The organism is Cryobacterium sp. Sr8 (assembly GCF_004403225.1).
GTDB classification, from domain to species: Bacteria; Actinomycetota; Actinomycetes; order Actinomycetales; family Microbacteriaceae; genus Cryobacterium; species Cryobacterium psychrotolerans.
On record NZ_SOHO01000070.1, the window covers coordinates 219852 to 238694 of the forward strand.

The 18843-nt window shown below is 64.1% G+C and carries 18 protein-coding genes, 1 tRNA gene and 1 pseudogene; 16 read left to right on the forward strand and 4 right to left on the reverse strand.

The window, feature by feature from the left end; translation table 11 throughout:
- The first annotated feature begins 218 nt into the window (after positions 1-218).
- From E3T54_RS15510 to E3T54_RS17760, 3 genes and pseudogenes are all read left to right on the forward strand, one after another.
- Positions 219-2207 carry an aconitate hydratase gene (locus tag E3T54_RS15510; protein WP_134476455.1) on the forward strand — a complete coding sequence of 663 codons (1989 nt, stop codon included), beginning with the start codon at positions 219-221 and terminating at the stop codon, positions 2205-2207.
- A 56-nt stretch (positions 2208-2263) separates the two neighbouring features.
- Positions 2264-2449 (forward strand): annotated as a pseudogene (gltD, locus tag E3T54_RS17140) (glutamate synthase); the annotation flags it as partial.
- 190 nt (positions 2450-2639) lie between these two features.
- Positions 2640-3293 carry a DUF2249 domain-containing protein gene (locus E3T54_RS17760; protein WP_194088202.1) on the forward strand — a complete coding sequence of 218 codons (654 nt, stop codon included), beginning with the start codon at positions 2640-2642 and terminating at the stop codon, positions 3291-3293.
- Positions 3294-3630: 337 nt separating this feature from the next.
- Here E3T54_RS17760 and erpA read toward each other — a convergent pair whose 3' ends face one another.
- On the reverse strand, positions 3631-3987 hold the full coding sequence (gene erpA / locus E3T54_RS15530) for an iron-sulfur cluster insertion protein ErpA (RefSeq protein ID WP_134476457.1): 357 nt from the start codon (positions 3985-3987) through the stop codon (positions 3631-3633).
- A 391-nt stretch (positions 3988-4378) separates the two neighbouring features.
- Here erpA and E3T54_RS15535 point away from each other — a divergent pair, with 391 nt between their 5' ends.
- The 11 genes from E3T54_RS15535 (at position 4379) to E3T54_RS15585 (ending at position 15326) form a co-directional block, all read left to right on the forward strand.
- On the forward strand, positions 4379-5731 hold the full coding sequence (locus E3T54_RS15535) for an MFS transporter (RefSeq protein ID WP_134476458.1): 1353 nt from the start codon (positions 4379-4381) through the stop codon (positions 5729-5731).
- A 98-nt stretch (positions 5732-5829) separates the two neighbouring features.
- Positions 5830-6750 carry a heme o synthase gene (locus E3T54_RS15540; RefSeq protein WP_134476459.1) on the forward strand — a complete coding sequence of 307 codons (921 nt, stop codon included), beginning with the start codon at positions 5830-5832 and terminating at the stop codon, positions 6748-6750.
- Between the two features lie 237 nt (positions 6751-6987).
- Positions 6988-7755: a metalloregulator ArsR/SmtB family transcription factor gene (locus E3T54_RS15545; protein WP_134476460.1), complete on the forward strand. Its 768-nt coding sequence runs from the start codon at positions 6988-6990 to the stop codon at positions 7753-7755.
- On the forward strand, positions 7752-9110 hold the full coding sequence (locus tag E3T54_RS15550) for a cysteine desulfurase (protein ID WP_134476461.1): 1359 nt from the start codon (positions 7752-7754) through the stop codon (positions 9108-9110). Before E3T54_RS15545 ends, E3T54_RS15550 begins: the two co-directional genes overlap by 4 nt.
- The gene (gene fdxA / locus E3T54_RS15555) at positions 9107-9427 is read left to right on the forward strand and encodes a ferredoxin (RefSeq protein WP_134476462.1); all 321 of its coding nucleotides are present in this window, start codon (positions 9107-9109) and stop codon (positions 9425-9427) included. The genes E3T54_RS15550 and fdxA overlap by 4 nt, the downstream gene beginning before the upstream one ends.
- A gap of 68 nt (positions 9428-9495) precedes the next feature.
- A complete protein-coding gene (sufB, locus tag E3T54_RS15560; RefSeq protein ID WP_134476463.1) occupies positions 9496-10959 on the forward strand; it encodes a Fe-S cluster assembly protein SufB in 1464 nt (487 codons plus the stop codon).
- Positions 10959-11735, forward strand: coding sequence for a Fe-S cluster assembly ATPase SufC (gene sufC / locus E3T54_RS15565; RefSeq protein ID WP_134476464.1), 777 nt, complete (start codon positions 10959-10961; stop codon positions 11733-11735). The genes sufB and sufC overlap by 1 nt, the downstream gene beginning before the upstream one ends.
- On the forward strand, positions 11732-13060 hold the full coding sequence (gene sufD, locus E3T54_RS15570; protein ID WP_198414504.1) for a Fe-S cluster assembly protein SufD: 1329 nt from the start codon (positions 11732-11734) through the stop codon (positions 13058-13060). Before sufC ends, sufD begins: the two co-directional genes overlap by 4 nt.
- The gene (sufU, locus tag E3T54_RS15575) at positions 13057-13524 is read left to right on the forward strand and encodes a Fe-S cluster assembly sulfur transfer protein SufU (RefSeq protein ID WP_198414505.1); all 468 of its coding nucleotides are present in this window, start codon (positions 13057-13059) and stop codon (positions 13522-13524) included. Before sufD ends, sufU begins: the two co-directional genes overlap by 4 nt.
- A gap of 6 nt (positions 13525-13530) precedes the next feature.
- Positions 13531-14082, forward strand: a complete 552-nt coding sequence (gene sufT / locus E3T54_RS15580) for a putative Fe-S cluster assembly protein SufT (RefSeq protein ID WP_134476465.1) — start codon at positions 13531-13533, stop codon at positions 14080-14082.
- A gap of 101 nt (positions 14083-14183) precedes the next feature.
- Positions 14184-15326 (forward strand): folate-binding protein YgfZ, encoded by a 1143-nt coding sequence (locus E3T54_RS15585; RefSeq protein WP_134476466.1) that lies wholly within the window; start codon positions 14184-14186, stop codon positions 15324-15326.
- A 116-nt stretch (positions 15327-15442) separates the two neighbouring features.
- On the opposite strand, the gene E3T54_RS17145 is transcribed toward E3T54_RS15585, so the two are convergent.
- Positions 15443-15703: a hypothetical protein gene (locus E3T54_RS17145; RefSeq protein ID WP_198414506.1), complete on the reverse strand. Its 261-nt coding sequence runs from the start codon at positions 15701-15703 to the stop codon at positions 15443-15445.
- Between E3T54_RS17145 and E3T54_RS15595 the strand changes: the two genes are divergently transcribed.
- On the forward strand, positions 15702-16106 hold the full coding sequence (locus E3T54_RS15595; RefSeq protein ID WP_241977262.1) for a MerR family transcriptional regulator: 405 nt from the start codon (positions 15702-15704) through the stop codon (positions 16104-16106). The genes E3T54_RS17145 and E3T54_RS15595 overlap by 2 nt on opposite strands.
- Positions 16107-16367: 261 nt before the next feature.
- On the opposite strand, the gene E3T54_RS15600 is transcribed toward E3T54_RS15595, so the two are convergent.
- Both E3T54_RS15600 and E3T54_RS15605 read right to left on the reverse strand, forming a co-directional pair.
- A tRNA-Arg gene (locus E3T54_RS15600) sits at positions 16368-16439 on the reverse strand.
- Positions 16440-16501: 62 nt separating this feature from the next.
- Positions 16502-17122 carry an iron ABC transporter ATP-binding protein gene (locus E3T54_RS15605; protein WP_134476467.1) on the reverse strand — a complete coding sequence of 207 codons (621 nt, stop codon included), beginning with the start codon at positions 17120-17122 and terminating at the stop codon, positions 16502-16504.
- Between the two features lie 43 nt (positions 17123-17165).
- On the opposite strand from E3T54_RS15605, the gene argS reads away from it, so the two are divergent.
- The gene (argS, locus tag E3T54_RS15610) at positions 17166-18842 is read left to right on the forward strand and encodes an arginine--tRNA ligase (RefSeq protein ID WP_134476468.1); all 1677 of its coding nucleotides are present in this window, start codon (positions 17166-17168) and stop codon (positions 18840-18842) included.
- Position 18843 lies beyond the last annotated feature (1 nt).

Below are 18843 nucleotides of genomic sequence, written 5' to 3' on the forward strand. Positions count from 1 at the left end.
GCTGTCGCCCAACTACAGACCCTGAACGACCGGTGGATCGACGATGAGAACTTGACGAAGCGACAGCGCGCATCCGGCACAGAAGACGTCCAGTCTCCCTGGGAAGGCTAGCCCCAGCGCCACGAGTGGCCTACCCTGGGGATCAGCGGAATGCCCCGGAGGCCAAATCGTTACCGACGAATGTCGGCGGGCACCGCTATCGAGTCAGGAAGCTCACCGTGGCATACAACGTCACCCAGAAACTCATCGCGTCGCACCTGGTCTCCGGGGAGATGGTGCCGGGGACCGAAATCGGCCTGCACATCGACCAGACCCTCACCCAGGACGCGACCGGGACCCTGGTCATGCTGGAGTTGGAGGCGCTGGGACTGGATCGCGCGCGCACGGAGGTTTCCGTGCAGTACGTCGACCACAACCTGTTGCAGGCCGACAGCAAGAACGCGGAGGACCACGACTTTCTCCGCTCCGCCTGTAGGCGGTTCGGCCTGTGGTTCTCGAAGGCCGGCAACGGGGTGTCCCACCCCACGCACATGCAGCGGTTCGGCATCCCCGGCAAGACCATGGTCGGCTCCGACAGCCATACCCCGGCCGCCGGCTCGCTGGGGATGCTGGCCATCGGCGTCGGCGGCACCGAGGTGGCCCTGGCGATCGCCGGCGAGCCCTTGTACATCAGGATGCCCGAAATCTGGGGTGTGCGGCTCACCGGACAACTGCCGCCGTGGACCAGCGCCAAGGATGTCATCCTCGAAATGCTGCGCCGACACGGTGTCAAGGGCGGCGTCAATCGGATCGTCGAGTACTACGGCCCCGGCCTCGCCACCCTGACCGCGATGGATCGGCACGTGATCGCCAATATGGGCGCCGAGCTGGGCGCGACCACCACCGTTTTCCCGGCCGACGAGCAGGTGCGAACCTTCCTGCGCGCCGAACAGCGCGAGCAGGATTTCACCGAACTGCTCGCGGACGAGGATGCGACGTACGAGGTGACCGAGGAGATCGACCTGGCGACGATCGAGCCACTGATCGCCCTCCCCAGCTCGCCGGGTAATGTCGTTCCAGTCAGGGAGGTCGCGGGGCGCCCGGTCGAGCAGGTCGTGATCGGGTCATCCGCGAATCCGGGCCTGCGCGATTTCGCGATCGTGGCCGCGATCACGAAGGGGCGGCAGTCATTCCCCGGCCTGTCCCTCGACGTCAATCCGAGCTCCCGTCAGATTCTGCAGGACCTGACCATCATGGGGGCCACCCTGGATCTGATCGGGGCGGGTGCCCGGCTGCATCAGTCCGGATGCATGGGCTGCATTGGCATGGGTCAGGCCCCGGCGAATGGAAGCATCAGCCTGCGCACGATGCCGCGTAACTTTCCGGGTCGATCGGGTACCCAAGAAGACTCGGTCTACCTGTGTTCGCCGGAGACGGGGGCGGCTGCCGCGCTGACCGGAAAGATTACCGATCCGCGAGACCTGACCGAGCTCTTCGGCTTGGAGTATCCCCAGATCACACTGCCCGCCGTGTCGAGCGTGAACCTGACCATGCTCGAGAAGCCGTTGCCACCGGATGAAGCTCTCAAAGTGCACCTGGTCAAGGGAGAAAACATCTCCTCATTGCCGGTCTTCGGGCCGCTCGCCGAGCGGATCGAGGCACCCGTCGCCCTGATCGTAGGCGATGACATTTCGACGGATGAAATCCTGCCGGCGGGTGCGCGCGTGCTCCCTTTCCGCAGCAACGTCCCCAAGCTCGCCGAATTCACCTTCGACCAGGTCGACCCGACCTACCCGACTCGCGCCGCCCAAACCCGAGACACGACCGGCCACATGATCGTCGCCGGTGCCAACTATGGGCAGGGCTCCTCTAGGGAGCACGCCGCGATCACCCCGCGCTTCCTCGGACTGCGGGTGGTGCTGGCGGTCTCGTTCGCACGCATCCACTGGCAGAACCTGGCCAACTTCGGCGCGCTGGCGCTCCAGTTCGCGGATGCGGCCGATCACGATCGCATCGCGCAGGATGACGTGCTCGTGCTCGACGGGATCCGTGAGGCTCTCTCGAACGGAACGGAGATCCTCGTGCGCAACACAACCCGTGATGAGGTCTACTCCGTGCGCCACGAACTCTCGACCCGGCAGATCGAGATGCTCCTCGTCGGTGGCCTCATCCCGTGGCTGCGCGCCCGGAGCGCGCGCGGAGCCGCCGTCCCTGAGGAAACCAAATAGGCCCGCGCCATTTCATTTTGCGGCGAAATTCCGTTCTGTGACGGTAACCGCCCCCACGTGACTGTGAGTACCAGACCAGCCACGAGGGCGTGTTCGTCGCCGGTGATGCCGGCCGGGGACAGTCGCTCATCGTCTGGGCCATCGCTGAAGGTCGCGCAGCAGCAGCCGTCGATCGTTTCCTCGAAGGTGAGACGCAGTTGCCCTCTCCGGTCAGGCCAGCGGACCGCCCCTTCGTCATCTAATTGACCTTCAACCCACCGGCGGTCACCATGCGCCTAGACAGCGCGGCAACCGGAGATCTACCAGCATGAGATGCGCTCCTCGGGCTGGCAGCGTGGCCGACTCCGAAGTGAGAACGGGCGCACCGACCGGCCGCGCGCGGCAGTCACAGCATCGTTGACACGCGCACGGCGGTAGCGGAGCATGAGGGAAATGGAAGTTGAGAACGACATGCAAAAGAAATCGCTCACCGCACTCGTGCGCCACCATCTCAATCACGCACGGGACGCGTCCAGCGGTCGCAGCGCGGAGACAGTGTACGGCGGCCACGTGCATGTCCTCCGGCAAACGCTGATCGCACTCCGTGCCGGGCAACGCCTCGAAGAACACGACAACCTGGCTGAAGCGACCGTGCAGGTCCTCGAGGGGCGGGTCGTTCTCGCCTCGGGTGAGGCATCGTGGTCTGGATGGCGCGGGGACCTGATCACGGTGCCGCCGGGCCGCAACTCGCTGGAGGCTGTGGAGGACGCGGTCATCCTGCTCACCGTGGCCAAGCTCATCGCTCCGGCGCGGCGTCCTGAGCCGATTGCACTCGGCCGGCCGACGGCAGATGGGGTCGTTGACGAGACGGCCGAGGGGACGGAAACCATCGTGCTCGACGCCCGCACCATCCCGCACGCCATCCGGCACGCGGCCGTCTTCGGCGCGCTCGACGCCGTTGTGCCGGGGTTCGCCCTGGACGTGATCGAACCGCACGACCCCCAACGGATGCTCGCGGAACTGCAGCAGAGGCAGCCGGACACCTTCGACGTGAGCTACATCGAACGAGGCCCGGAGGTCTGGCGGGTGCGCTTCAGCCGCGCCTAACCCTCAGTACGACGGCTGCGGCGTCCTGACGCCGTGGCTACGCGGCCCCCGCATACGTGCGTGCACGGGGCCGGGCAGAGCCGACCGGTGAATTCGGGGAAGTTGTTGGTGGGGTGGAGGCGTTCGATCGCCTGGCGGCCGTCGTCGCGCCAAGTGAGGTCGTTCCACTCCAAATATTTCCCAACCTTGACCGCCAGAATCCTCAACAGTACTCGGCACGCTGAGGAGCACCCAAACCACCTGCATTTCGAGTCAGGAGAACCGAATTTCCGTGGAGTAACCGCGATTGGGAGACCACCCCTGCGGATGATCTCCCCGGAAACCGTGTGAATCGCGTCTAGCTGAAGGAATCTCCACAGGCGCAACTGCTGCCCGCGTTCGGGTTGTCAATGGTGAAGCCCTGCTTCGCAATGGTGTCCTCGAAGTCGATGGACGCCCCCTCAAGGTACGGCACGCTCATCTTGTCCAAGACCACCCCAACACCGTCAAAGTCGACCACGGCGTCACCGTCGAGCACACGCTCGTCAAAATAGAGCTGGTAGATCAGGCCGGAGCACCCTCCGGGCTGAACGGCAACACGGAGGTGAAGGTCCTCGCGGCCCTCCTGGGCAAGCAGGCTACGAATCTTCTGCGCAGCGGCCTCAGTGAGGCCAACGCCATGTGAGGTGGTACTGGGGGCAATGGTGCCGGTCATGGTGCTCCTTTGGGCTATCTACGTTGGGCTATCCACGCTGGGCTTCACGCTGCTGCGGTCTCGCCTGCACAAGGTTTCAGAAACACTCTAGGCTTTTCTGGCCCACCTGACACATCCGTGGGCTATTTTCGGCGGGAGAGGGAGGGTTCGTGGCCTCCAAGGTTGAAGATGGCCAGGGCGATGAGGCGTAGGCGGAGCGGAATCCGCGGGTGGCCACACCCAGCGCGGTGCGATCCCCGGGGAAATCTACCTGGCCCGCACCGCCCCGCGACGGCGTAACAACCCCCGCCGCGAGGGAGGCGAGGGCAAGGCGTGCAATAGGGTTCGATCATCCGGTGGACGCTTCACCCTCAATTCGCCGCATTGCCGCCAACGCTGAAGTGGACACCTGATGGCTGAAGTTCGCGCACGTTCCAGTCGATCCGAGCGATTGGATGCGCTTCCGTTTACCCGGGAGCACCGCAGTGTGCTCGTGGGTTCCGGCCTGGGCTGGGCCCTGGATGCGATGGACGTTGGACTCATCTCCTTCGTCCTTGCCCAATTGGCGGTGCAATGGAATACCACAGACGCGGAACTGTCCTGGATCGCGTCCGCCGGGTTCATCGGCATGGCCATTGGCGCAGTTCTCGGCGGCTTGCTGGCCGACCGCATCGGTCGACGCCAGGTGTTCGCACTCACCCTGCTCGTCTACGGACTCGCGACGGGAGCGTCGGCATTGTCCGGGTCCGTGGCCGTACTCATTGCCTGGCGATTCGTCGTGGGGCTCGGTCTCGGCGGTGAGCTTCCGGTCGCCTCGACGCTCGTGAGCGAGTTCGCGCCGCCACGAATTCGTGGCCGCATCATCGTCTTCCTTGAATCGTTCTGGGCCATCGGCTGGACCCTGTCCGCCGTGATCGGGTTTCTCGTTGTGCCGTCTTCGGCCGACGGATGGCGCTGGGCGCTCGCTATTGGAGCGGCTCCGGCCGTTTACGCGGTGGTCGTGCGGCTGCGGCTGCCGGAGTCGGTTCGCTTCCTCGAGTCGCGTGGGCGCTTCCGGGAGGCGGAGTCGACCGTCCGACGCTTCGAGAAGTCCGCCGGAGTCACCGCTGCACCCGGTGATTTGGCACTGTCTGCGGCGACGGGTACAGGTCCGTCCAATCCCGCGGCCAAGACACGCGTCACCGCGCTGTGGTCGCGCGGCCTGCGGCGCCGAACCGGTGCGTTGTGGCTGGTCTGGTTCTGCGTGAACTTCTCCTACTACGGCGCGTTTATCTGGCTTCCGACCATCCTGGTCGCGTCGGGATTCTCCCTTGTTCGCTCCTTCGCGTACACGCTCATCATCACCGTGGCGCAGCTGCCGGGATACGCTGCCTCGGCGTACTTGATCGAACGGTGGGGGCGGCGCCGGACCCTGGCCGTGTTCCTCATCGGCTCGGCACTCTCGGCGGCGCTTTTCGGGGTCGCCGGAGACGCCAGTCAGGTGATCGGTGCCGGCATGCTGCTCTCTTTCTTCAACCTCGGCGCATGGGGAGCGCTGTATGCCGTGACTCCCGAGCTCTACCCCACCCGCATCCGAGCCACCGGGGCCGGCTGGGCGGCCGGCATCGGGCGGATCGCCGCAATCCTGGCGCCGCTGGCCGTACCGTCGCTGCGCGAAACGGGCGGGACCGGCCTCCTGTTCACGGTCTTCGCCATGTTCTTCATGGTTGCGGCCCTCGGCGCTTTCGGACTCCCCGAGAAACAAGGCGAAGCCCTGGACGACTGAACCAGTACCGAGGCCAGTCAGTCAGCCAGGCGCCCGCTTCGGGCGCTGTCACGGGTGTGATCTAGAATTGGCGTGACTTGCACAGTGTCAGAGGAGTTATGGACGTTGCCGTAGAAATCCCCATTTGGGGCGGACCGCGGAGCATCCGCAGCACCCTGAACGCATACATTGCCCTGACGAAACCCCGGGTAATTGAATTGCTTCTCCTGGTCACCGTGCCGACGATGTTCCTCGCGGAGAACGGTGTTCCGAGCCTCTGGCTCGTGCTCGCGACGCTCGTTGGCGGGGCGTTGAGTGCCGGGTCGGCCGGAGCTTTCAACTGCTACATCGACCGTGACATCGACCGGGTGATGCACCGCACTCAAGGGCGCCCCCTGGTCACGGGCGAGCTGACCGATCGGCAGGCGCTCGTCTTCGCGTGGGGGCTCGGCATCGCATCCATCGCCTGGCTTTGGGCCTTCACAAACTGGCTCGCCGCGGCACTCTCTCTGGGGGCGATTCTCCTGTACGTCGTGTTCTACACGATGATCCTCAAACGCCGCACCGCACAGAACATCGTCTGGGGCGGTGTCGCCGGGTGCATGCCCGTGCTCATCGGCTGGGCCGCCGTGACCGGGGACCTTGCCTGGCCACCGTTCATCCTGTTCACCGTCATTTTCCTCTGGACACCACCGCACTACTGGCCGCTGTCGATGAAGTATCGCAGTGACTACCAGGCCGCCGGCGTGCCGATGCTCGCCGTTGTTCGCGGCCGCACCCAAGTGGGCTTACAGGTCATCCTGTACGCGTGGGCGACCGTCGCCTGTTCTCTGCTTCTCATCCCAATTGCGAACATGGGGCTGGTCTACACCTTCATGGCTATCGTGACAGGCGGGTGGTTCATCTACGAGACCCACCGGCTCTACAACCGGGCCATCCATCACGAGCAGGTGTCGCCCATGCGCGTCTTCCATGGCTCGATCGCATACCTCACGCTCCTCTTCGTCGCCGTCGCAGTCGACCCCCTGCTCCCCTTCTAACCCCTCCACCTTCCTGCGCCGAACCGAGATCTAAACCGCTTCGGTGCGCGTCGGAAGCGACTTAGATCTCGGTTCGGCGAAGAATAGAGTCGATTCAGGCGCGCCTGAATCTACCAAACCCGGATCCCACTGTTTCCGGGGCACGCCAGCCCCTGCGCAAGGCCACAGGTCGTACCCCCGGTGAGTGAGTCGACGCGCCGACTTGATAGCCGAGTCAAATTAGGACATGCTTATGTAATGTTAATAACCCACCGCCGAGGATCCGAGGGTACAGACTGGTCGAAACCCGGACCGAATGGTACTGAGACCCGCACGTGGGACCGGGTCCAGCAGCTGCTCGCCGAGGATGGCCCGCTTACCGCTGCCGACCTCGCCTCGCGTTTAGGGTTGACGCCCGCCGCGGTACGCCGCCACCTCGACCTGCTCGCCGAGCAAGGCGCCATCGAGGAACGAGAGCTCGCCACGGCAGGTGGTCGTGGTCGTGGCAGGCCAGCCCGCGCGTACATTCTCTCCGCGGCCGGTCATGCCGGGATGGATAGTGACTATGCCGATGTGGCCACCTCGGCCTTACGCTTTCTCGCAGAACGCGCCGGGACGGATGCCGTGGGCGAGTTCGCCCGTGAACGTGGCGCACAGCTCGAGCGACGGTATGCCACACAGCTGCCCTCGACGGGCGGGGATGTGCGCGCCCGCGCACAGGCGCTGGCGTCGGCCCTGAGCGCTGACGGTTTCGCAGCGTCGATCCGGCCGGTCGGGGCGGACCTGCCCGTGGCCGGCGTGCAGCTGTGCCAGGGGCATTGCCCAGTTTTACATGTCGCAGCCGAGTTCCCGGTGTTCTGCGACGTTGAGACCGAAGCCTTCTCGCGACTGCTCGGGGTTGACGTTGAACGACGAACAACTCTTGTCCGGGGTGAGCACGTCTGCACTACTTTCATCCCCCTGGACGCTCTCCCAATTACGACGCCATCCGAAACGAACAACTCTGGTGAAAGGTCCAATCTATGAGAACCCTCCAAGGGTCGAACTCGGGCCTGACGGGAACCACACCGTCTGAAAGCGCCAGGGCATTCACGGCCCAGGAGTCGGCCGCCATACGTGGCGATTTCCCGATCCTGTCGCGCTCCGTGCGTGGCGGCAAACCGTTGGTGTATTTGGATTCCGGGGCGACGTCACACAAACCGCGTCAGGTGCTCGATGCCGAGCGCACGTTCTATGAGCAGCACAACTCCGCGGTTCACCGTGGTGCCCATCAGCTGGCCGAAGAAGCCACCGAAGCGTTTGAGTCTGCACGAGAGACGATTGCCCGTTTCATCGGTGCGCACACTCAGGAGGTGGTGTTCACCAAAAACGCGACCGAAGCGCTGAATCTCGTGGCGTATTCCTTCACCAATGCGTCTGCGGCGGGGGCCATGGACGGCATCGACGCGGATGTTGCGGCGCGGTTCGCGCTTGGCGCCGGAGACGAGATAGTGATCACCGAGATGGAGCACCACGCCAATCTCGTTCCGTGGCAGGAACTTGCCCGACGCAGCGGCGCTACCCTGCGCTGGATCGGTGTCACCGACGACGGCCGCCTGGACCTGACCGATCTGGAGACGGTGATCACCGACCGTGCCAAGGTCGTCGCCTTCACCCAGGTGTCGAACGTTCTGGGTACGATCAATCCGGTTGCAGCCATTGTGGATCGAGCCCGGATGGTCGGTGCGTTGACAGTTCTGGACGCCAGCCAGTCGGTGCCGCACTTGGCCGTTGATGTGGGCGATCTCGGCGTCGACTTCGTGGCTTTCAGCGGCCACAAGATGTTCGGCCCACTGGGCGTGGGTGTCCTCTGGGGTCGCTATGGCCTCCTGGAGGCCATGCCCCCGTTCCTCACCGGGGGCTCGATGATCGAGGCCGTGCGGATGGAAGGCTCGACCTACGCCGCTCCGCCGCAACGCTTCGAGGCGGGTGTCCCGGTGGCTGCGCAGGCCGTAGGCCTGGCCGCGGCCTGCGACTACCTGACCCGTCTGGGTATGCCGCGGGTGAGCGCCCATGAGCACGCCCTCACCGAGGTTCTGCTCGCCGGCCTCGCGAAACGTCCGTGGGCCCGTGTCATCGGGCCGGTCGACGGCCAGGACCGTTCTGGTGTGGTCTCCTTCGTGGTCGACGGTGTGCACGCGCATGATGTCGGCCAAATCCTTGACGATGCGGGGGTCGCCGTTCGGGTCGGTCACCATTGCGCCATGCCGCTCCATCAGCGGATGAACGTGACGGCGACGACGCGAGCCAGCTTCGCGGCCTACAACACGGTGGCCGAGGTCGACGCGCTGCTGGACGCGCTCGATCAGGTCCCCGCGGTGTTTGGGGTGGCGACACTGTGACGTACGTTATCGCGCTGCCGTGCGTGGACGTCAAGGACCGGGCGTGTATTGACGAATGTCCGGTCGACTGCATTTATGAGGGCGAGCGCTCGCTCTACATCCACCCCGATGAGTGCGTCGACTGCGGTGCCTGTGAACCCGTCTGCCCGGTCGAGGCGATCTTCTACGAGGATGACGTGCCGGAGAAGTGGGCCGACTATTACAAGGTCAATGTCGACTTCTTCGACGACATCGGCTCCCCGGGCGGAGCGGCCAAGGTGGGCGTAATCGCCAAGGATCACCCGCTCGTGGCCAGCCTGCCCCCGCAGGGGCACTGATCGGCACACCATTCCGGCCGACACGATCTGGCCGCCCGTAATTACCACCAACTGACATGGAGACGAAGATGAGCGCACCCACAATCACGACTGGTATCTCTGACGAGGTCCGTGATTTAGCGAATCAAGAGTACAAGTACGGGTTCGTCACCGATCTCGATACTGACGTCGCGCCCCGAGGGCTGAACGAGGACATCATCCGGCTGATTTCGAGCAAGAAAAATGAGCCGGATTGGCTGTTGGAGTCTCGGCTTCGTGCCTACCGGCACTGGATTACGCTCACACCACCCACCTGGCAGCACGTCTCCTACGGGCCGGTCGACTACCAGGACATCATTTACTACGCCGCCCCCAAGCCCAAGAAAAATCTGGCGAGCCTGGACGAGGTCGATCCGGAGGTGCGAGAAATGTTCGACAAGCTCGGCATCTCCCTCGGCGAGCAAGAGCGGCTCAGCGGCGTCGCCGTGGACGCCATCGTCGATTCGGTGTCAGTGGCGACCACGTTCAAAGACAAGCTCGCCGAGGTCGGTGTCATTTTCTGCTCCTTCTCGGAGGCCGTTCAAAACCACCCGGACCTGGTGCGTCCATACCTCGGCTCGGTGGTCCCGTACAACGACAACTTCTTCGCTTCCCTGAACGCTGCGGTGTTCACCGACGGCTCGTTCTGCTACATCCCCAAGGGGGTGCACTGCCCGATGGAACTGTCCACCTACTTCCGCATTAACGCTGCGGATACCGGTCAGTTCGAGCGCACCCTGATCATTGCCGAGGAGGGCGCCTATGTGAGCTACCTCGAGGGGTGCACCGCTCCGGTGCGCGATACAAATCAGCTGCATGCCGCAGTGGTCGAGCTGGTCGCCCTCGATGACGCCCAGATCAAGTACTCGACGGTGCAGAACTGGTATCCGGGGGATGCGGACGGCAACGGTGGCGTGTACAACTTCGTCACCAAACGGGGTCTGGCCGCCGGCCGCAACTCACGGATTTCCTGGACTCAGGTTGAGACCGGTTCGGCGATCACCTGGAAGTACCCCGGCGTCGTGATGAAGGGTGACAACTCGGTCGGAGAGTTCTATTCGGTCGCGTTGACCGCTAGGCGTCAGCAGGCCGATACCGGCAGCAAAATGGTGCACATCGGTAAAAACACCAAGAGCACCATCATCTCGAAGGCGATTTCGGCCGGTCACGGCCAGAACACTTACCGGGGGCTGGTGGACATGCGGCATTCGGCCGTCGGCGCCCGAAACTTCACCCAATGCGATTCGCTGTTGATCGGCAAGGACAGCGGCGCACACACCCTGCCCTACATCGTGGTAAAGAACAAGACCGGGCAGGTTGAACACGAGGCCTCCACCTCCAAAATCGGCGAGGAACAACTCCTGTACTGCCGGCAGCGAGGCATTCCGGAAGAGGAGGCGGTCTCGATGATCGTCAACGGTTTCTGCCGTGAAGTCTTCAAGATGCTGCCGATGGAATTCGCCGTCGAAGCGCAAAAACTGTTAACCGTAAGCCTGGAAGGAAGCGTTGGATAATGCTGAAAATCGAAGAACTGCACGCCAGTATTGAGGGCAAAGAAATTCTGCGGGGGGTCAATCTTGACCTGAAGGCGGGCGAAGTGCACGCGATCATGGGGCCCAACGGGTCGGGAAAAAGCACCTTGGCGAGCGTGCTCATTGGCCGCGACGGCTATGACGTTTCAGGCAGCGTGCGCTACCAGGGCCAAGACCTGCTCGCTCTCTCGCCGGAGGAGCGCGCTGCCGCCGGCGTGTTCCTGGCCTTCCAGCATCCGGTGGAAATTCCGGGCGTTGGCAACATGTACTTTATGCGCACCGCGTTGAACTCCGTCCGCCGCCAACGCGGGCAGGAAGAACTGGATCCGGTGGATTTTCTGGCGCTGGCCCAGGAGCGGATGAAGCTGGTCGAGATGGACCAAAGCTTTATGAGCCGGTCAGTCAATGAAGGATTCTCTGGTGGCGAGAAGAAACGCAACGAAATCCTGCAGATGGCGATCCTAGAACCCAAACTCGCCATCCTGGATGAGACGGACTCCGGCCTCGACATCGACGCCCTCCGGATCGTCGCGAACGGCGTGAACGCTCTGCGGAGCGAAGGCCGCAGCATGCTGGTCATCACCCACCACCAGCGGCTCCTGGATTACATCGTTCCCGACCGGGTGCACGTGATGACCGCTGGCCAAATCGTGCGTTCCGGGGATAAAGACCTGGCCGTCGAACTCGAAGCGAACGGCTACACGAGCACGCAACAAGCCAACGCCGGGCGTCTGGCACCGGTCGGGGTGGCGAGGTGACGCTGACGCGCGCGGCCGGCGGAGTGCTCGCGGGCCTCGAACCCCAGCAAGGCAGCGGCCGCGATCCCGAGTGGCTCGTCGATGCGCGATTGAACGCTCTCCAGTGGGTGGGCCAGCACGGCTTCCCGACCCACAAGGACGAGGACTGGAAATACACAGCGCTGGCCCCGATCCTCGCCGTGCCGTTCGAAGCCGCCACCGTGGCCTCTGGCAGCCGGGTCACGGCAGAAATGATCGACGCAGCAGCGGTCGACCTCGGTGGCCCACGGTTGGTCTTCGTCAACGGACACTTCGCGCCCGAGCTTTCGCGGCTGACCGGGTTGCCATCCGGCGCTGTCGTGACGACTCTCGCCGCGGTGCTGACTGCTGGGTCTGATCGCCTCGAACCCTTCTTCTCGCATGCGCCGGGAGAGCATCACGCGTTCGCCGCCTTCAACGACGCACTCGCCGAGGACGGTGCATTCATTCACCTCACTTCCGGTGCGATTGTGGACGAGCCGATCCAGTTCGTGTTCTTCTCCAATGCCGGCGGAGTCCCGCTGATATCAAGTCCACGGTCGGTGATCATCGCCGATTCTGGCAGTCGCGCGACGATTGTCGAGACGTACGCGGGGATCGATGGCGACGTGTATCTCACCAATGCCGTTACCGAGTTCGTCCTGGCAGATGACGCGCAGATTGAGCACTACAAGGTTCAGCTCGAACCCGTGACCGCGTTCCATCTGGCACTGCTCGATGTGCGTCAAGGGCGCAATAGTCGCTTGACCTCCCGGTCCGTCATGCTCGGCGCTAGCATCGCCCGCCACGAGGTGCGGGTGCTGCTGGACGGCGTCGGCGCCGAGGTCAGCCTCGACGGCGTCTACCTGCCGCAAGGCGATCAACTCCACGACAATACGATCTTCATCGATCACGCCGCGACCAACTGCACGAGCCACCAGTTGTACAAGGGCGTGCTGGACGGACGCGGACACGGGGTGTTCAACGGACACATCATGGTTCGCCATGATGCCGACGGAACCGATGCGAATCAGAAGAACAAAAACCTGATTCTCTCCGACCGCGCCGAGGTCGACACCAGGCCGCGGCTGGAGATCTACACCGACGACGTGAAGTGCACACACGGTGCAGCGGTCGGCCAAATGGACGAGGAGGCGCTGCTGTACCTGCAAACTCGCGGAATCCCGTTGGAGGAAGCCCGCGGTCTGCTCATCTACGCGTTCGTGCACGAGATGGTTGATCGGATTGACATCGCGCCGCTGCGGACGCAGCTGGAACCGCTGGTCGCTGGCCGGTTCAGAAAAGACGACCGTCCGGTCGGAGCGTGAGCGGGCACGTGCGTGAGGGCATGGCCGGCCTCTACCAGGAAATGATCATCGACCACGCCCACAATCCCCGAAACTTTGGAGACCTTGCGGGCGCGACCCAAACGGTTGACGTGGTCAACCCGCTCTGCGGCGACCGGTTGACCCTCCAGCTTGACCTCACCGATGGTACCGTCGCCGACATTGCGTTCCAGGGCAGCGGATGCGCCATCTCGCAGGCCTCCGCATCACTGATGACCATGGCGGTGAAGGGTCTGCCACACAGCGAGGCACTCACCCTGTTCAGCCGCGTGCACAGCATGCTCACCACCGAAACCGTGGATGAACCAGCACTCGTCAATGTGGGCAAGCTGGCCGTGCTGTCAGGGGTGTGGGAATACCCGGCACGGGTCAAGTGCGCGACCCTGGCCTGGCAGGCATTGCGAAACGCCCTCGAAGCCGGCGACCGCCAGGACGAGAAGGAGTAGACGACCATGGACTCAGGCCGGTACACACTAATTACGCTCAGCCAGAACTGCCAGGCGACGGTGATCCCGGGCGGGCAGCCGATGCTGCTCCAGGCCGGCGAAGAGGTTGTCGTGACGCAGACCCTCGGTCACAGCGTGACGGTCCAAACCGCTATGGGATACCTGGTGCGGATCAGCGCCGAGGACTCGGCCGCGCTCGGACTGAGCCAGCCCGTGGCCGAAACACGGGCCACAACCGAGGGTCCGTTCGAACTGGACCAGGTGTTCGCGCAACTTCGGAACGTTTTTGACCCGGAAATCCCCATCAACGTCGTGGACCTGGGGCTGATTTATCTCTGCCAGGCAGAGCCGCGGCCCGATGGTACTCACCGGGTCGAAGTCAAAATGTCGATGACCGCTCCCGGCTGCGGGATGGGCGATGTTCTCAAGGAAGATGCCCGCACTGCAATCCAATCGGTTCCCGGCGTCGGCGAGATCGATATCGAACTCGTCTGGGACCCGCCCTGGGGCCAGGACCGGATGTCGGAAGCCGCTCGTCTCCAACTCGGAATGTACTGACGCCGCACCCATGGCCGGATGCCCCCGGCCCCGTGTTACCTGACCCCCGAGCATCGTGTGCTGTGGGGAGCTCCGATAATGACGGCAGCACAACGCCAACGATGAACGAAGGAGTCGGCTCGCTCATGTCGAGTGAATTTCTGAACAAGCCCGGCGCCGTCGATGCCGGTGATGCGACAAATACCGGTGTTGCCGCCCATTACGGGAACCCGCTCTCCGAGCAGCGCGAGCTGGCTGCAGGAACCGCAATCGTCGACCTCTCCCACCGGGCAGTGATCACCATCACAGGCCCCGATCGTCTTAGCTGGATCAACTCGCTGACCAGTCAGAGTGTCGCCCACCTGGCACCAGGCGAATCCACAGAGACCCTGCTGCTCGAAATGACTGGTCGGATCGAATATGCGGTTCGTTTGATCGATGACGGTACCGACCTGTGGCTATTGCTTGAGCGGGAAAAGGCATCAGGGCTTCTGCAGTGGCTGGGCAGCATGCAATTCGCGTTGCGGGTGAAACTTGCCAATCGATCCGTCGATTTCGCGACAATCGGCACCCTTGGCCAGCCCGCGCTTCCGGTAGCTGCCCCGCATGGCCTCCCACTGGTCTGGCGCGACCCGTGGATGAACGTGAGCCAAGGTGGGCACCAGTACGCGGAAGCGACCAGACATCCGGCCGCGGGCTGGACCTACAGCGAGTTGCTGCTGCCCCGAACCAAACTCGCCGGCATCGCCGCCTCCGATATTCCTGTCGCTGGACTGCTCGCTCTCGAAGCGTTGCGCATCGCCGCCTGGCGTCCAAGCTTTGCCACCGAAGTCGATGACAAAACGATTCCCCATGAACTGGATTGGTTGCGCACAGCCGTGCACCTGAACAAAGGCGGTTATCGCGGCCAGCAGACGGTGGCCAAGGTTCACAACGTCGGCCATCCACCGCGCAGACTCGTCATGCTCTACCTGGACGATACAGATACCGTGCTGCCGTCGCGCGGAGACGACGTTGTGGCGCTGAACAGAGACGGCCAGGACAAGAGTGTTGGCCAGGTAACCTCGGTTGCCCGGCACTTCGAATTAGGACCGATCGCACTCGCGGTCATCAAACGCGGCACCGATCCAACTACCGAACTTCTCGTGCGAACCACTAGCCGTGACATACCAGCCAGGCAGGTGGTGATCGTACCGCCGGATGCGGGCGCCTCAGCCTCAGTCACTGTTCCTCGCCTGCCGCGTCTCGGCTCGGTGCCGAGATAGTTCAGTTCCTGTGATGTCACTGTGAACCGGGCGAGCGCAACCGGCGTCCTGGCGCCCCGGCTCAGTCTCGATCGCCGGTCTCACCGGCTCTTCGTTCGTGCAGCCAGGGGATGAGATCACCGACAAAAAGCAACGCGATCTGCCGCGTCGAAAGCTCCTGCCGCACGACACACGGTGGCCTCATTCACCTTGACAAATTCCGCGCCCGTAAGGACATCCAGAATCGAGACACGCGCGTCACCGTCTCCCCCGAATGCGACCTGTTCAGGCAGCCCCAGAGTGTCGCGGTAGAAGGCGATGGCGGCGTCGAAGTCCTCCGCCTCCACAATGACGCGAAGCTGGAGGACGTTGGCAGAATCGTTCGTGTGTGTACTCATGATCGCTACACAAAAACCTGACATCAATGTGAGGGGCAAGCGGCTGATGAGAATTGGCGAACTGGCCAGAGTAACCGGCGCAAGCCCGAGATCACTCCGGTACTACGAGGAGCAGCATCTGCTCTCGTCGAACCGTTCGACCAGCGGTCAACGGTTCTATTCGAATGAGGCGCAGGAGCGCGTTCTTCTCATTCAGCGTCTTTATCAAGCTGGCCTGTGTAGCTCGACAATCGCAGAACTTCTTCCCTGCATCACGGATCCTGCGGCACGAACACCGCTGCTGCGCGATCGACTCATCGGCGAACGTGCACGGATCTCAGCACAAGTCGACTCCTTGCGCGAAACGCTGGCCTCCCTGGACGCCGTCGTGGGCGCACTGGGAGATGGCGACTCTTCCAACTGATTCCTTTACCGTGCCCGCAAGCCGGACCTCCAACGGGAACGGACCCGCGGAGACTGGATAAGCACCGCCCGCCCATGCAGAATTGTCGCGTTTGACCTGTCCGTAGAGAAATCTCGCTCAGGTGCGTCAACTGCAACAGGGTGAGGCCCGCATTCGCGTTACGGCTGCGCAAGACAGCGGCATGGCTCTCAACGAGCTTGGCGGCCGGTTTGTCCGAACTAGGTGGCAAAAGTCCGAACTGGCCTGTCACGTGACATGATGTGCCCCCAGGCAGATTCGAACTGCCGCCCCTGCCTCCGGAGGGCAGTGCTCTATCCCCTGAGCTATGGGGGCCAGGTTCGCTACTACGTTACCAGCATCTGCGGGCGTCCTGACCGCACGCAGGCGCCCGGAGTCTAGGGCAGGTGCGAGACCGCGGCGGCGATCAGCGGCTCGGCGTCGCCGGGCTCGCCGAACTCGACCGAGCTTGCGACGACCCAGTACTTGCCGGTGAAGAACTGGGCTTCGCCCTTGCCGCCGGTCGCCGTGAAGTATCCCTCGACGTCAACGCCGGTGCCGTACGTCGGCACCGGGGTGCTCGCCGACACGGCCTGGTTCTTGAGGTCGGTCAACGTGGAGTCGTTGGGCTGGGCGATGGATATTTCGATCACGTCGCCGCTGGTCTGGTTGAGCCAGCTGCAGGCGACTCCCTTCTGGGAGACCGCGACCGACGCAGCACTGCCGTCGGCCGGCTTGTAGTCCGGGGCCGCTCCGAAGTTCGGGTTGAAAGCGTAGACGTCATCCGGGGTGAGAACCTCGTCGCAGCCGAGCGCGACCACGGTGGCCGGGTCCTCCGTGGGGGTGGGCGTCGGCTCGGTGCTGGCGGTCGCTTCGGCCGTCGCCGAAGCGCTCGGGGCCGGTTCGGCGCTGGGCGCGCAGCCCGCGAGAACGATGAGCGCGAAGGCGCCGGTGGCCAGGGCCGCGCCGGAGCGAACACGGCGGGCGCGGATGGAAGCGAGAGCAGGGGAGAGGGTCACGGGTTGACCCTACCAACAGGGGCGGCCGGTAGGATTGAACGCCGTGACCCCTGCTGAACTTTCTCAATCCCTGTTCGACCTCGTCCTGCGCCTGATCGAGCGTCGTCGGGAGGCCGGCAGCGCGAGCGCTGACCTGGGACTGACCGTCGCCGACGTCACCCTCGAACGGCCCAGGAACCGCGACCACGGCGACTGGGCGTCCAGCATCTCGATGAAGATCGCCAAGGCCCTCGGCGCCAACCCGCGCGAAATCGCCGGCGAACTGGCCGCCGGGCTCGAGCAGATCCCCGGCGTGGCCTCCGTCGAGGTGGCCGGCCCCGGCTTCATCAACATCCGCCTGGAAGCGGCGGCAGCCGGAGCGCTCGCGAAGACGATCGTCGACGCCGGCGAAAACTACGGCACGGGATCCACCTATGCCGGCATCAAGATCAACCTCGAGTTCGTCTCGGCCAACCCGACCGGTCCGATCCACATGGGCGGCGTCCGGTGGGCCGCCGTCGGTGACAGCCTCGCCCGGGTGCTCAAGGCGGAGGGCGCGGATGTCACGCGCGAGTACTACTTCAACGACCACGGTTCGCAGATCGACCGTTTCGCCCGCAGCGTGCTCGCCAGCTACCTGGGGGAGCCCACGCCGGAGGACGGCTACGGCGGTGCGTACATCTCCGACATCGCCAACAAGGTGGTCGAACTCTACGAAGGCGACCTCGCCGCGCTGCCGCGCGACGAGCAGCAGGAGGTCTTCCGATCGATCGGCGTTGATCTCATGTTCACCGAGATCAAGGACAAGCTGCACAGCTTCGGCGTCGACTTCGACGTCTTCTTCCACGAGGATTCCCTGCACGAGTCCGGTGCGGTCGAGCGCGCGATCGAACGCCTGCGCGAGCAGGGCCATATCTTCGAGTCCGAGGGTGCCATCTGGCTGCGCACGACCACGTTCGGCGACGACCGCGACCGTGTGATCATCCGCTCGAGCGGCGAGCCGGCGTACATCTCCGGCGACCTCGGCTACTACCTCGACAAGCGCGAGCGCGGCTTCGACCAGAACCTGGTCATGCTCGGCGCCGACCACCACGGCTATGTCGGCCGTCTGATGGCCATGACCGAGGCATTCGGCGACATCCCGGGGCAACACCACGAGATCCTGATCGGTCAGATGGTCAACCTCGTCCGCGAGGGCGAGCCGGTGCGGATGAGCAAGCGCGCCGGAACCATCGTCACCCTCGACGACCTCGTCGACGCCGTCGGCGTGGATGCCGGGCGGTACGCGCTCGTGCGCTCCAGCAGCGACTCGCAGGTCGACATCGACCTCGACCAGTGGGGCAAGCGCACCAACGACAACCCGGTCTTCTACGTTCAATACGCGCACGCCCGCACCCGTTCGGTCGCCCGCAACGCGGCAACCTCCGGGGTGGAGCGCACGGCGTTCGCGCCGGAAATGCTCACCCACGACTCCGAGTCCGCGCTGCTCGGCGTGCTGCAGGAGTACCCGCGCATCGTCGCGCTGGCCGCGGAGCTGCGCGAGCCGCACCGAATCGCCCGCTACATCGAAGAGCTCGCCGGCTATTACCACCGTTGGTACGACAACTGCCGCGTCATCCCGCTGGGCGACGAGCCCGTGACCGACCTGCACCGCACCCGGCTCTGGCTCAACGACGCCACTGGCCAGGTCATCCGCAACGGCCTCGGCCTGCTTGGCGTATCGGCGCCGGAGCGGATGTAGC

Excerpts from the sequence above, each read along its gene's own strand:
- E3T54_RS17760 (WP_194088202.1), top strand. The coding sequence starts at position 2,640 with ATGGAAGTTGAGAACGACATGCAAAAGAAATCGCTCACCGCACTCGTG.
- erpA (WP_134476457.1), bottom strand. The coding sequence starts at position 3,987 with ATGACCGGCACCATTGCCCCCAGTACCACCTCACATGGCGTTGGCCTC.
- E3T54_RS15535 (WP_134476458.1), top strand. The coding sequence starts at position 4,379 with ATGGCTGAAGTTCGCGCACGTTCCAGTCGATCCGAGCGATTGGATGCG.
- E3T54_RS15540 (WP_134476459.1), top strand. The coding sequence starts at position 5,830 with ATGGACGTTGCCGTAGAAATCCCCATTTGGGGCGGACCGCGGAGCATC.
- E3T54_RS15545 (WP_134476460.1), top strand. The coding sequence starts at position 6,988 with ATGTTAATAACCCACCGCCGAGGATCCGAGGGTACAGACTGGTCGAAA.
- E3T54_RS15550 (WP_134476461.1), top strand. The coding sequence starts at position 7,752 with ATGAGAACCCTCCAAGGGTCGAACTCGGGCCTGACGGGAACCACACCG.
- sufB (WP_134476463.1), top strand. The coding sequence starts at position 9,496 with ATGAGCGCACCCACAATCACGACTGGTATCTCTGACGAGGTCCGTGAT.
- sufC (WP_134476464.1), top strand. The coding sequence starts at position 10,959 with ATGCTGAAAATCGAAGAACTGCACGCCAGTATTGAGGGCAAAGAAATT.
- sufT (WP_134476465.1), top strand. The coding sequence starts at position 13,531 with ATGGACTCAGGCCGGTACACACTAATTACGCTCAGCCAGAACTGCCAG.
- E3T54_RS15585 (WP_134476466.1), top strand. The coding sequence starts at position 14,184 with ATGAACGAAGGAGTCGGCTCGCTCATGTCGAGTGAATTTCTGAACAAG.
- E3T54_RS15595 (WP_241977262.1), top strand. The coding sequence starts at position 15,702 with ATGATCGCTACACAAAAACCTGACATCAATGTGAGGGGCAAGCGGCTG.
- E3T54_RS17145 (WP_198414506.1), bottom strand. The coding sequence starts at position 15,703 with ATGAGTACACACACGAACGATTCTGCCAACGTCCTCCAGCTTCGCGTC.